Annotated in this window: 6 protein-coding genes; 4 read left to right on the top strand and 2 right to left on the bottom strand. The window is 41.9% G+C overall.

Going from position 1 to position 14,148, the window contains the following annotated elements:
- Positions 1 to 2: 2 nt before the first annotated feature.
- On the bottom strand, positions 3 to 3,200 hold the full coding sequence (locus tag PQ461_RS17230) for a SusC/RagA family TonB-linked outer membrane protein (protein WP_274206777.1): 3,198 nt from the start codon (positions 3,198 to 3,200) through the stop codon (positions 3 to 5).
- 504 nt (positions 3,201 to 3,704) lie between these two features.
- Here PQ461_RS17230 and PQ461_RS17225 point away from each other — a divergent pair.
- Entirely contained in the window at positions 3,705 to 5,069 is a 1,365-nt protein-coding gene (locus tag PQ461_RS17225) for an alpha-L-fucosidase (RefSeq protein ID WP_274206776.1), read from the top strand.
- Between the two features lie 54 nt (positions 5,070 to 5,123).
- Here PQ461_RS17225 and PQ461_RS17220 read toward each other — a convergent pair whose 3' ends face one another.
- Positions 5,124 to 7,271 (bottom strand): glycoside hydrolase family 3 N-terminal domain-containing protein, encoded by a 2,148-nt coding sequence (locus tag PQ461_RS17220; RefSeq protein WP_274206775.1) that lies wholly within the window; start codon positions 7,269 to 7,271, stop codon positions 5,124 to 5,126.
- Between the two features lie 171 nt (positions 7,272 to 7,442).
- Here PQ461_RS17220 and PQ461_RS17215 point away from each other — a divergent pair, with 171 nt between their 5' ends.
- The 3 genes from PQ461_RS17215 to PQ461_RS17205 are packed head-to-tail and all read left to right on the top strand — an operon-like array spanning position 7,443 to position 14,075.
- Positions 7,443 to 9,722 (top strand): family 20 glycosylhydrolase, encoded by a 2,280-nt coding sequence (locus PQ461_RS17215; protein WP_274206774.1) that lies wholly within the window; start codon positions 7,443 to 7,445, stop codon positions 9,720 to 9,722.
- Between the two features lie 6 nt (positions 9,723 to 9,728).
- On the top strand, positions 9,729 to 11,825 hold the full coding sequence (locus tag PQ461_RS17210; protein WP_274206773.1) for an alpha-L-fucosidase: 2,097 nt from the start codon (positions 9,729 to 9,731) through the stop codon (positions 11,823 to 11,825).
- 18 nt (positions 11,826 to 11,843) lie between these two features.
- Complete coding sequence (locus PQ461_RS17205; RefSeq protein WP_274206772.1) at positions 11,844 to 14,075, top strand: GH92 family glycosyl hydrolase; 2,232 nt, start codon at positions 11,844 to 11,846, stop codon at positions 14,073 to 14,075.
- Positions 14,076 to 14,148: the final 73 nt, after the last annotated feature.

The following is a 14,148-nucleotide window of genomic DNA, read 5'->3' as shown; positions in this document are numbered from 1 at the left end:
TCTTAGTTTTTAAGTTTAAAGTTAAGATTGAAACCAAAAGTTCTGGTCATTGGTAAGCTGGTACCTTCGATACCTGCATATCTTACGTCATTAGAGAAACCTGATTCCGGATCGATGTTGTCAGATTTCTTCATGATAGTCCAAAGGTTACGTCCAACAAATGCAATGTTAACACCTGCGAACGGGCTACGTGCAATGATTGATTTTGGCAAGTTGTAACCCAAAGTAACCTGACGTAATTTGATGAAGTCGCCGTTTAACACGTTGTTAGCAGAGATTCTGCGTGCAAGCTCCTGATAGTAAAGTTCTGCAGGAACATTGGTAGTGTTAGGAGTACCATCAGCATGTACACCAGCTGCAACTACACCAGTTTCGCGGCCAGGTAAAGTTGATTTGTTTAAACCACGGAATACACTGTAGTAAGAAGTAGCTGACAATACTTTAGATCCAAAACGGTAATCAACCAGGAATGATAAGTTGAAGTTTTTGTAAGTAAAGTTGTTGTTTAAACCACCATAGAATTTAGGTGTAGTAGAACCCATTGGTTTAAGATCACCTTTAACAGGGTAACCATTAGCATCAATAATGATCTGACCTTGTGCGTTACGTACGTAATCATTAGCCATGATCTGAGGGCCTGCCAAACCTACTACTAATGCTAAGTTTGCATTAAGCGGGCGGTAAGTACCGAAGCCAATGTTTGATTCTGTAGCCGGATCTGTTTGAAGGATTTTGTTTTTTACGTAAGTAAAGTTGAATGATGGAGACCATGAGAAAGTACCTGATTTAACCGGAGTACCATGGATTTCCACTTCGACACCTCTGTTTTGAGTTGAACCAGTACCGATGTAAGCGTTATTATAGCCACTTGACCAGTCAATAGTACTGTTGATGATCTCGTTCTTAGTTTTTCTTGAGAATACAGCAAGGTCAAAACCTAATCTGTCACCAAACATTTTCATTTCTAAACCAGCCTCAATCTCTCTTAAAGTATATGGTTTTAAGAATAAGTTAGGTAGTTGTGAGCTGAAAGTACCTGCTGGTGTACCGTTAATTGAGTTAGCTAAACCATAGTAAACTGCGTTTGCATAAGCTGCAGGGTCACCGCTGGTTTGTGCATAAGATAAACGTACTTTACCAAAGTCTACATTTTGCATTTTCCAAAGATCAGAGAAGATAAAGCTGCCTGATACAGATGGAGAGAAAATACCGCGGCCAACGCTGCTTGAAATACTGCTATAAGCGTCATAACGGCCAGTTGTACTTAATACTAAGAAGTCTTTAATGGCAAAGTCTGCTGAATAGTATGCAGAGTTAACTTGTTTTTTGTTTGCACCGTCAACAATACCGCTGTTACGACTTGGGAAGTTGGTGATACTGTAGAAGTAAGGGATGATAAGACCACCGTTACCGTTAATATAAGTACCGTAGTAGTTTGATTTACGGATGTTACCACCAACAGTAAGGTCTAAGTTCAATAAATCTTTAACAAGATCATGTTTAGCATTGATCAAACCGTCTGCGTTAAACTCGGTAGTTTGCGTAGTGTTGGTATTCATCGTACCATTATCATTACGGTATGCAGTACCTGTTGGCTCAATGTTTAACCTGCTATCGTTTGAGTTATCATAACCTAAACGAGCTTGTGCATAAATCCAGTTAGTAAAGCTGTATTTACCTGCTAATGATGAAATCAAACGATTTCTTTGCGTGTTGTTAACAAAGTTATAAGCTGCGAAATATGGGTTAGTTACATAAGTGTCATTGGTAAAGCTTTGCTCTCTGCCACTTGCTGTTACACCTGGTGCAAGGATGCTTTGGTCTTCGTTTGGTGCTAAGAACTGTACGTTGTTAGGGTTGCCCGGGCCATCGCTCAATGCAGATCTGTTTTTGCTGTTCTCAATTAAATAGTTGGCAATAACAGTTACTTCAAATTTTTTGGTCACTTGTTGGCTGCCATTAAAGTTGAAGGTTTTTCTGTCAAGATAACTGTTTGGAACGATTGAATTTAAACGCGCATCAGCTAATGATAAGCGGAATGCACCACCATCGCCACCGCCTGATAAAGATACAGAGTTGGTAAAGCTTGGCGCTGTACGGTAAAATGAAAGCCAGTTGTTTTTTACCGGAGAATAAGCATAGCTTTTTCCGTCAAACTGAATAACTTGTGAACCGTCCATTTTAGCACCCCAGGCTAAGTTACCTGAAGCTAATGCACCTGCAGCGGTTGTTGGTTTAACACCGTTTTCACCTTGTCCATAAGTGGTTTGATAATCTGTGTTATTAACAGGTTTGTCAAATTGAACGTTGCTGTTAACCTCTACACCAAAAGCAGAATTTTTCTTGCCTGATTTGGTAGTGATCAAGATTACACCGTTCGCTGCACGTGAACCGTAAAGCGCTGACGCTGATTGGCCTTTCAATACAGTCATTGACTCGATATCATCAGGGTTGATGTTTGAGATACCATCACCGTAGTCGGCACCGCCCCACTCGCCTGAAGCACCACGCTGTGTGTTGTCCATAGGTACACCGTTAATAACGTATAATGGTGATCCTGCGGTAAAGCTGGTTAAGCCACGTAATAAAACTCTTGCTGATGAACCAGGGCCGCCGTTTGAAGCGCCAACGCTCAAACCAGCCACGCGGCCTTCTAATGATAAGGCAACGTTTGATTCTTTTGCTTTGTTAAGGTCATTGCCGCTTACTGTTGATACGGCATAACCTAATTTTTTCTCGTCTTTTTTGATACCTAACGCAGTTACAACCACTTCAGTTAAGTTATTAGCCGAAGGAGTCATGCTTACACGTATCGTGCTTCTGCCGCCAACAGCAACTTCTTGTGTTTGATAACCAACATATGAGAATACCAACGTGCCATTATCCGGAACGTTTAAGGTAAAATCACCATTAACATCAGTTACTACACCATTTGAAGCGCCTTTAACTTTTACAGAAACACCGATCAGTGGCTGGCCTTTTTCGTCAAGGACATGACCGGTAACGCGAGCGTTGCGTTGTAGCTTAGTAGATACTGTTTTATAAGCTTTTAAATTATTTGATTGATAATCAGGTTTAACTGAAGCCGATGCATGTAGACTTAGTAATAAGAACGAGGCAAATGCTGCCTTGACTACCATGTCCCGTCTGGCTTCTGCAGGCCTGCTTTGCAGTGGGTAAAGTTTGTCTAATACTTTCATTTTAGTTGATTTGTTGGGGGTTGAATAGTTGGGTAGGGTAAAATTTAATGCTTACGCAATAATCAGATTTTACTTTTTAGGAGCTGTTCATAATTGTATTATCGTTTATTAGATTTTTGAGCGAACATAGCTAAAAAGCTGAAACCTTCTCACAATTTCACTTATGCTTTTTAACTAAACTTGATCCCTAAAGTAATATTAATTTTACACAACGCAAATAACTTCTTTAAATATTTTAAAAAGTTAAGTTTCTTTTTAAAATAAAACGTATACCTTTAATCTTAAGCTTAGCGTTATATTTTGCCAAATGTGATTGCAGATAAGCTTAAAAATGCCAAATATTAGTTGTTCTGAAAAGCATCAAATCTGTTCACTAAAACGGTTTAGCAAGCCACCTTTCTTTTTATAAAATTGATGATAATGAAATCGCACATTTACAATTTAGTAACAAGTATTTTTATAGGAATTTTATTTTCCGGGACGGTTGTTGCCCAGCAACATAACATGTCAAAAAAATACATTTTTCCATCTGATCCTGCGGTTCAGCAGAAAATTAAAAACTGGCAAGACCTCAAATTCGGCTTATTTATGCACTGGGGAACTTATAGTGAGTGGGGAGTTGTAGAAAGTTGGAGCATTTGCCCCGAGGATGAAGGGTGGACACAAAGGAAAGGGCCTTACTCTGCAACCTACGCCGGATACGTTAAGGCTTACGAAAATTTACAGACAACTTTTAATCCCGTAAAATTTAATCCTGAAAAATGGGTGCAGGCCGCTAAAACTGCCGGGATGAAGTATGTGATCTTCACCACCAAGCACCATGATGGCTTTGCCATGTTTGATACCAAGCAAAGCGACTACAAGATCACTGATCCTAAAACTCCGTTCTCAAAAAATCCGCGTGCAAACGTTACCAAAGAAATATTTAATGCGTTCAGGAAGCAGAATTTTATGATCGGCGCTTACTTCTCAAAACCCGACTGGCATTCACCTTATTACTGGTGGCCGTATTTTCCGCCTAAAGACCGTAACGTAAATTATGATCCCGCCAAGCACCCGGATAAATGGAACCAGTTTAAAGATTTTACTTATAACCAGATCCAGGAATTAATGACCGGTTATGGTAATGTAGATATTTTATGGCTTGATGGTGGATGGGTTAGGCCGCTTAGCACCGTTGATACTACTGTTGACTGGCAGAAGGGCATTAAATTTAATCAGGATATTGATATGCCTAAAATTGCAACTATGGCCAGGCAGCACCAGCCGGGATTAATTGTAGTGGATCGTACCGTTAGCGGCGAATATGAAAATTACACTACACCAGAGCAGGAAGTGCCTGCTGCACCGCTTGACCATCCCTGGGAGTCCTGTATTACCATGGGTAACTCATGGAGCTATGTGCCGAATGATCAGTATAAATCAGTATCAACCATAGTACAGTTATTAGTGAAGATTGTATCAAGAGGCGGTAACCTGCTAATGAACATCGGCCCCGGTCCTGATGGTGATTGGGATACTGAAGCTTATAAGCGTTTACAAGGTATTGGCGAATGGATTAATATCAATGGCGAAGCGATATATGGTTCTAAAGCCGTTGCTCCATATTCTGATGGCAACGTCTACTACTCACAATCTAAAAATGGTAAAGCTATTTATGCCTTTGTTATGGGTAATGGTGAGCAGGTGAATGTACCAGCCGCTATGGATATTAAACTGGATAATGTAAAAGGCTTGAAAAAGGTAACACTATTGGGTTCTAAGCAAAGTGTGAAATGGAAGGTTAACGGTAGTGGTGTGCATTTGCAAATGGCATCAGCGGTTAATAACCTAAAACATGCAGCCGTATTTAAATTAGCATATAATTAACAACGCCTACTAATATTAAACAAGAAGGGCGGCTAATTTAGCCGCCCTTCTTGTTTATTTGCCTATGGTAAATTCACCAACTGATTTATTGTCGCGGGAGTTCTCACCAACTTTAATCGTATACTTTCCGGGATAAAGCTTAGCCTTTTTCTGAGCCGGATCCCATTTCTTTAATTCACTTACCGGGATTGTTAACGTAATATCGCTTGACTCGCCAGCGGCTAACGTTTCGCGTTTAAAGGCTTTCAGTTCTTTAACGGGTAAACCGTCAATAGCCGGATATTCTACATAAGCCTGTATCACATCATCGCCCTTCATGCTGCCTTTGTTGGTCAGTTTACAGGTTACAGTTAATGAGTCAGTCTCTTTATACTTTGTTTTGGTTAGCTGTGCAGGTTCATAATCAAACGTAGTATAGCTTAATCCATAGCCAAACGGATATTGTACCTGCCCTTTAAAATAGCGATACGTACGGCCTTTCATTCCATAATTATCAAAAGCTGGCAGATCGTTCACAGAATTATAGAAGGTTAACGGCAATCGGCCTGATGGTGAAACTTTGCCAAGCACGATATCTGCCAGTGCATTACCGCCTTGCTCGCCCGGGTACCAGGCTAAAATGATGGCATCAGCATAAGGCGCTATCGAGGCAATGTCAACATCGCTGCCTGCTGTCACTACGGCAATGATAGGTTTTTTTACACCTTTTCTTAAAGCTTTCATAAAAGCAACATGGCTTGCAGGCAATGCCAGTGTTTTTTTATCGCCGCCTGCAACTGATAAAAATGCGTCGCCGGCTTCACCTTCGTCTACAGGTGTTAAACCGATAACCGCAACAGTAACATCAGCATTACCGGCTCCCCAGATACCACCAAAGTGGGTGGTGTCGCATTGGCCTGCGCCAAGGTCATATTCTACACGTGTGCCTTTGTCGACATTTGCCGAAAAGCCTTCCACAAAATTTACCATGCGCGAATTCACTCCGTGATAGCTGCCAACAATGGCATCTAAAGAAGCAGCATTAGGGCCAACTACCATAATGCTGTTATAGCTGTTGTTTTTTAATGGCAGTACATTGTTGTCGTTTTTTAACAGCACCATGCTTTGTAATGCAGCTTGTTTGGCAAGGTCTACGTGTGGCTGGTTATGAATACTATCGGCCAGGTAATTTTTATAAGGCGAAGTATCAGGATTATCAAAGAACCCTAATTTTAATTGGGTAAGCAACAAGGGTTTTAAAGCAGCATCTACATCCTTTTCAGTGATCAGTTTTTGCTCAACTGCTTTCACCACGTCAGATTGCAATACTGCCGAACAATCCAGGTTGATGCCGGCCTTAATTGCTCCGGCAGCAGCTTCGGCAGGTGTTTTTACATATTTGTGCGTAGCAAATACATCATCTAAAGCACCGCAATCTGTAACAATATATCCTTTAAAGCCCCAATCTTTTTTTACAATATTAAGCAGGTCTTTATTTACAGAGTTGGGTACGCCATTCACGCTGTTATAAGCAGTCATTACGCTGGATACCCCGCCTTTAACCAATTTGTTAAACGCATATAAATAGGTATCATGTAAATCGCGGTCGCTTACTATAGAATTAAAGTAATCACGGGTATTCTCAGGTCCGCTGTGTGCCACAAAGTGTTTTGCAGTAGCAGATATCTTTAGTTTACCCGGTATGTTACCCTGCATGCCATTCACATAGGCCATGCCGATCTGGCTGGTTAAATAAGGATCTTCGCCGTAGGTTTCTTGTCCGCGTCCCCAGCGCGGGTCACGGAATATGTTAATGTTGGGCGACCAGTAAGTAAGCCCTACGTACATGCCGCGGTCGCCGCGACGGATAGCCAAATTATTTTTTGCACGGGCTTCAGTAGAAATTACATCACCAATTTCGGTTACAAGCTTTAGATTAAATGTTGCTGCAAGCCCAATAGCTTGGGGGAAAATGGTGGCTTCGCCTGCACGAGCTACGCCATGTAAACCTTCATTCCACCAGTTGTAAGCCGGTATGTTTAAACGATCAATTGCTTTGCTGCGGTAACCTAATAATAAAGCTTTTTCGGTAAGCGTTAATTTCTTGATCAAATCATCGGCTCTTACTTCGGCAGGCAGGTTAGCATTAAGGTAAGTTGGCTTGTCTTGCGCCATGCAAAATTGTGTCCCTGCAACCAGCATAGCAGCAGCGGTGAACTTCATCAAGAGATTCATAGTTTCTAAAATATTTTAAAAAGTTTGGCTATTTAATTAAAATAGTTAAATATGTAAAATAAAACTGAATGATTGCAGATCTTATTTAAGTTGACCGTTGATAAGTGGCTGTCATTGCATTCTGTTATAGGTTCTTGGTTGTATTCTTACATTTTATTCATGAAAAAGCTGTTTACGTTATTTTGGGTATTTTCTGCATTGCTGGGAAGTGTATATGCACAAGGTACTGATCAAAAATTTACAATCATACCTTATCCAAAACACCTGGAAGCAGGCAATGGCGTTTTTGCTATCAGTAGTAAAACTACCATAGGAGTTCCAGGTCAATTTGCTAATGAGGGCAAGCAGCTGAATGATATACTAAGTAAAACAATAGGGAAGCCATTAGCAATAGTCAAGAGCACTAACGCCGGAATACTATTTAAATACAGTGCTGCTATTACAGAAACAGAGGGTTATGAACTAACCGTTAACCCAAAGCAAATAGTTATTGCAGCAAAAGAACCTGCCGGAGCATTCAGGGCGGTGGAAACCATCAGACAATTACTGCCTGCCGATATCGAAATCCCGGTAAGGCATGCAACGCTCAATGTGCCAGCTGTAACCATACAGGATGCGCCGTCATACAACTGGCGTGGCGTTCACCTTGATGTATCAAGGCACTTTTTCTCGGTTAGCTATCTTAAAAAGTTTATCGATCTGCTGGCCTTATATAAAATGAACACGCTGCACCTGCATTTAACTGATGACCAGGGCTGGAGAATAGAGATCAAGAAATATCCTAAGCTTACGGAAGAAGGGGCGTGGCGCACGTTTAATAACCAGGATACTGCCTGTATGAAGATGGCAGAGACTAACCCGGATATGGCTATTGATCAGTCGCAAATTATACACCGCAACGGTAAAACACTTTATGGCGGCTTTTATACTCAGCAGGAAATGAAAGGCGTTGTTGCTTACGCACTTGCAAGGCACATTAATATCGTACCCGAAATTGATATGCCGGGCCACATGATGGCTGCCATTAATGCTTATCCCTTTTTAACCTGTAACGGCGAAAACAGCTGGGGTAAATTGTTTACCAAGCCAATATGCCCTTGTAACGAAAGCACCTTCGAGTTTGCGCAGAATGTATTTACAGAGATCATGGATATTTTTCCTTCTAAATATATACATATCGGCGGTGATGAGGTTGATCGTTCTGACTGGGCAAAATCAGATGCCTGTAAAGCACTGATGGAAAAAGAAGGAATTAAAGACCTGCCTGCCCTGCAAAGCTATTTCATCAACCGCATGGAAAAATTCTTTAATGCGCATGGCCGTAAAATGGTGGGTTGGGATGAAGTGCTCGAAGGTGGCGTAACGCCATCTGCAATAATTATGTACTGGCGTGTATGGGTGCCGCAAGCGCCAATCAAAGCAGCTAAAAATGGTAACCAGGTAGTTATGGCTCCGGGTAACCCTTTGTACTTTGATAATAAATACGATAAAAATTCCGCTAAGAATATTTACTTCTTTAACCCCATACCTGCAGGGCTAAACGAAGAACAGGCAAAGCTGATTATCGGTGCACAGGCAGAACTATGGAGCGAACGCATCCCATCTGAAAAACGTGCCGACTATCAGCTCATGCCGCGCATGACTGCATTAGCCGAATTGCTATGGACCAATGACCAATCTAAATATGACAGCTATGTGCAACGGTCAATCGCGCAATTCCCACGACTGGATGCATTGCATGTAAATTACCGTATGCCAGATCTGGACGGAATGATTGATACCAAGGTGTTTGTAAAAAGCGAAACAGTTACGGTAAAAGCCCCGCTGCCGGGTATGACAGTCAGATACACTAATGATGGCTCCCTACCAGTAGCTACTTCGCCGATATTAAATAATTATGTAATTAATAAACCGCAGGATTTAAAAATTGCCACCTTCACTAAAGAGGGCCGCCGTGGAGATGTTTATACCATTAAATACAAACAGCAGGATTACGTACCTGCAAAAAAAGCGGAAGCGAATGAAGGTATAAAAGTGTTTTATTATCCCGGTGAGTTTAATGGCACAACTAAAATTCCGGAAAGCACATCAGGCATACAACAATTTACCGTAAATGGCATTGTTGTACCTAAAGAGGTAAATGCACCATCATTTGGCTTACGTTATAAAGGTTATATTAATGTGCCGCAAACGGGTATCTATACCTTCTTTTTAACGTGTGATGATGCTGGTGTATTAAGAATCGACGACCAGTTAACGATAGATAACGACGGCATGCACTCGCCGGTTGAAAAAAGCGGACAAGCTGCAATGCAAAAAGGATTACATCCTTTTGAGCTTAACTTTGTTGAAGGTGGCGGTGGCTATACGCTTAAACTACAATACAGTTTAAATGGTTCGGCTCCTGCTGATGTTCCTGCAAATTGGTTTAACAATTAAAAGCTTATGACTAAACGTCTCTTACTTTTTGCGCAATTGTCATTACTGGCCGCTGCAGTATTTGCTCAGCCGGCTCCCAAACCATACGGTGCTTTGCCTACAGACAGGCAGATCAAATGGCAGGAAACAGAAATGTATTGTATTATACATTTTAGCATGGCCACTTTTGATGATAAGGAGTGGGGCTATGGCGACGAGCCTAATTCATTGTTTGATCCGTCAGGTTTCAACGCCGCCCAGATTGTTGGTGCAGCTAAAGCTGGTGGTTTTAAAGGCATTGTTGTAGTGGCTAAACACCACGATGGCTTTTGTCTTTGGCCTACGCGCACAACGTCGCACAATATTAGCCAAAGCCCTTATAAAGGTGGTAAAGGCGATGTGGTGAAAGAATATCAACAGGCTTGTGATAAGCTGAACATGAAGCTTGGTATATATTGCTCGCCGTGGGATCGTGCTAATACTTTTTATGGTAAACCCGAATACCTGGAGATCTACCGTGCGCAGTTAAAGGAACTATACAGTAATTATGGGCCGCTTTTTATGTCGTGGCATGATGGTGCAAATGGCGGCGACGGCTTTTATGGAGGAGCCCGGGAGCAGCGAACCATTGACCGCAGCACTTACTACGATTGGGAAAACACCTGGGCTATCACCCGGAAAATGCAACCTGGTGCCGCCATATTTGGTGATGCAGGCGCCGATGTGCGTTGGGTAGGTAACGAGGAAGGCCATGCAGGTGAAACTTCATGGGAAACATATACGCCTGAATCATCTGAGCCGGGTAAACAGCCTGCAAATGGATTAGTTAAATATTGGTTAGGTACAGAGGGTACACGCGACGGTAAATACTGGATGCCTGCAGAGTGTGATGTTCCTTTACGCTCAGGTTGGTTCTATCACCAGTCGCAGGATGGGCAAAGCAAATCGCCATATCAGTTGCTGGATCTTTATTACAAAAGTGTAGGTCGTGGCGCATGCCTTGACCTGGGCCTGTCTCCAGACAAAACAGGTATCATTACACCGGAGGACCAAAAAATCCTGAAAACATTCGGGCAACTTGTTAAGCAAACCTTCGCCGTAAACCTGGCTAAAGGGGCAAGCTTTACGGCAAGTAATGTTCGAGGGCATAACAACCAGAAATTTGGTACCGCTCACCTTACCGATAATGATCGTTACAGTTACTGGGCTACGGATGATAAGGTAACTACACCAAGCCTGATTGTTGATTTGCATCAGCCAAAAACATTTAACGTAATACGCCTGCGCGAAAATATTAAGCTGGGCCAGCGTATAGAAAGTGTAGCTGTAGATGTTTTAAAAGGTAAAGGCTGGAAACAAATAGCAACAGCTACCAGTATAGGCGCAAATAGGCTAATCCGCCTGCCGCAAAATATTACTGCGCAAAAGGTAAGGCTTCGTATCACCGGTTCGCCGGTATGTATTGCTTTAAGCGATTTCGGTTTATTTAAAGAACCGGTACATTTATCAGCACCGGAAATTAAAAGAACAGCGAAAGGTGAGGTAAGCATTACAACCGAAGCACCTGTAGCTAAAATTTTGTATACACTTAACGGGACTGCGCCTAATAATTCCTCAAAGGTTTATGATAATCCATTTATGCTGGCCAACGGCGGCGTTATTAAGGCAGCCAGCTTTGATAACGGCAAGCGAAGCGATATGAAGACTATTGAGTTTGGCCCTGTTAAAACCGACTGGCATATTTCTGTTGATGAAGATAAAGGCAAAGACCTGATAAAAGCGGTTGATAATGATCCATACACTTTTGCAGAGGTGCCTGTTGGTGAAAAATATGGCCTTGTTGTAGATTTAGGAAGCGAAAGGCGCATCTCGCGCTTTACTTACCTGCCGCGTCAGGATAAACACACCGATGGCATGACGGATGCTTACGAGTTTTATTACAGCAATGATGGTAAGGAGTGGACTAAAGCTATAAACGGCGAATTCTCGAACATTAAATCGAACCCGATTTTACAGATAGTGCCGCTGCAAAGCGCTATTAAAGCACGATATTTTAAATTTGTTCCATTAAGGGTGATCAGTGGCGATAAAGCGGAGATTGCCGAGATAGGAATTTTAAATTAAAACTTGAATCTGATATAAATGAAGAAGGTAACCTTCAGCGCATTAGCGCTATTAAGTCTCTTTTCAACAGCTTACAGCCAAACTAAAGGCAAAGCCGCGGCTGCGCCTGTAAGCTATACTAAATATGTAGATCCACTAATTGGAACGGGTTTCCACGGGCACGTATTTGTTGGTGCTTCGGTGCCATTTGGTGCGGTACAGTTAGGGCCAACCAACATACACCAGGGGTGGGACTGGTGCTCGGGTTATCACATCTCTGATTCGACTATACTTGGTTTTCAGCATACGCATTTAAGCGGTACGGGCATCGGCGATTTGGGTGATATTTCTGTAATGCCAACAACAGGGGCTATCATGACACATGCCGGCGGACCAAAAGATACACAGGCACAAGGTTACTATTCCTTATTCAGCCACAAAGATGAGACTGTACGCCCAGGCTTTTACAAAGTAAAATTAAAGCGTTACAATATTGGCGTAAGGCTTACAGCCAGTAACAGGGTAGGCTTTCATGAATATACTTTCCCTAAGTCGAGCAATTCACACATCATTATTGATCTCGAACAGGGTATAGGCTGGGATCAGCCAACCAATACTTACATCAAACAGGTTAATGCTACTACGGTAGAAGGTTACCGTTTTTCTAAAGGATGGGCAAAAGATCAGCGCCTGTATTTCACGGCGGTTTTCTCAAAGCCGATTAAAAAGTTTGCTGTATATGATACCACTGTACTTAAAAGCGGTACCTCGTTAACAGCTAAAAAGGTAAAAGGCGTAATCACCTTTGCTACTAAGGCCAATGAAAAGGTGATGATTAAAGTAGGTATTTCCCCAGTAAGTACTGAAAACGCTTTATTAAATATTAAAAAGGAGATACCGGGCTGGAACTTTGAACAGATAATGGCTGCTGCCGACCATGCATGGGATAAAGAGCTGCAAAAAGTGAAGATTAAAACAGATTCGTTATCACAGATGAAGAAGTTTTATACGGCCATGTATCATACCATGATAGCGCCTTCAACCTTTAACGATGTGAATAACGACTATCGCGGTACAGATAAATTGGTTCATCAAAACGCAGATTTTCAAAATACCACTACCTATTCTTTGTGGGATACTTACCGCGCTTTGAACCCGCTATATACCATCATTCAGCCAGAACGTGTGGATGATATGGTAAAAACCATGCTGGCGATTTATCAGCAGCAAGGCAGCTTGCCCATGTGGCATTTAATGGGTAACGAAACCAATACCATGGTTGGCTACAGCGCCGTACCCGTAATAGCTGATGCTTATGTAAAGGGTTTCAAAAATTTTGATACCAAACTGGCCTATGAAGCGGTTAAAGTAACTGCCATGCGCGACAACTTCGGCGGAATTAAATGGGTTAAGTCGTTAGGCTATATTCCCGCAGATAGTACTGTTGAAAGTGTGGCAATGGGGCTTGAATACTCAATTGACGATGCCGGTATAGCACAAATGGCTAAGCTAATGAATGATGAGCCTGGTTATGTTTACTTCAACAAACGTGCGCATAACTATCAAAACTATTTCGATAAACAAACCGGCTTTATGCGTGGCCGTGTATCAGCAAATGAATGGCGTACACCATTCAGTCCGTTTATGTCGCGCCACCGTGCCGATGATTATACAGAAGGTAACGCATGGCAGTATACCTGGCTGGTGCCGCAGGATGTGGATGGCTTAATGGACCTGATGGGTGGTAAAGAGCCTTTCATCAAAAAATTGGATTCGTTATTTATAGCTCATGGCGACATGGGTAAAGAAGCATCGCCTGATGTGAGCGGTTTAATTGGCCAGTATGCGCATGGTAACGAGCCAAGCCACCACATTACCTATCTATACGCATTTGCAGGCCAGCCCTGGAAAACAGCTGAAAAAGTAAGGTTCATCCTCAATAATTTTTACACTGCAAAACCTGATGGCATCATTGGTAATGAAGATGTTGGCCAGATGTCGGCATGGTATATATTATCTGCATTAGGTTTTTACCAGGTTAATCCGGTTGGTGGACAGTATGTGTTTGGCAGCCCGTCAATTAATTCAGCAAGCATTAAATTGCCGGGTAATAAAACTTTTGATGTACAGGTTTTGCATAACTCGCCAAAGAATATTTACATTAAAAGCATCACTTTAAATGGCGAAAGCTACGATAAGTTTTATATCGATTACAAAGACATTATGAAGGGCGGTAAGTTAGTGATCACCATGTCTGATACACATAATTAAGCTTACTTCTCATGATATTTTACTAAGTTTAAGAACCCTGAAATTTCAGGGTTCTTTTCGTTAAGGCCAATTA

The sequence above is a fragment of the Mucilaginibacter sp. KACC 22063 genome (genome assembly GCF_028736115.1).
Taxonomy (GTDB): Bacteria; Bacteroidota; Bacteroidia; order Sphingobacteriales; family Sphingobacteriaceae; genus Mucilaginibacter.
This window is presented reverse-complemented; position numbering and strand designations above follow the sequence as displayed.

Excerpts from the sequence above, each read along its gene's own strand:
- PQ461_RS17205 (WP_274206772.1), top strand. The coding sequence starts at position 11,844 with ATGAAGAAGGTAACCTTCAGCGCATTAGCGCTATTAAGTCTCTTTTCA.
- PQ461_RS17215 (WP_274206774.1), top strand. The coding sequence starts at position 7,443 with ATGAAAAAGCTGTTTACGTTATTTTGGGTATTTTCTGCATTGCTGGGA.
- PQ461_RS17230 (WP_274206777.1), bottom strand. The coding sequence starts at position 3,200 with ATGAAAGTATTAGACAAACTTTACCCACTGCAAAGCAGGCCTGCAGAA.
- PQ461_RS17225 (WP_274206776.1), top strand. The coding sequence starts at position 3,705 with ATGTCAAAAAAATACATTTTTCCATCTGATCCTGCGGTTCAGCAGAAA.
- PQ461_RS17210 (WP_274206773.1), top strand. The coding sequence starts at position 9,729 with ATGACTAAACGTCTCTTACTTTTTGCGCAATTGTCATTACTGGCCGCT.
- PQ461_RS17220 (WP_274206775.1), bottom strand. The coding sequence starts at position 7,271 with ATGAAGTTCACCGCTGCTGCTATGCTGGTTGCAGGGACACAATTTTGC.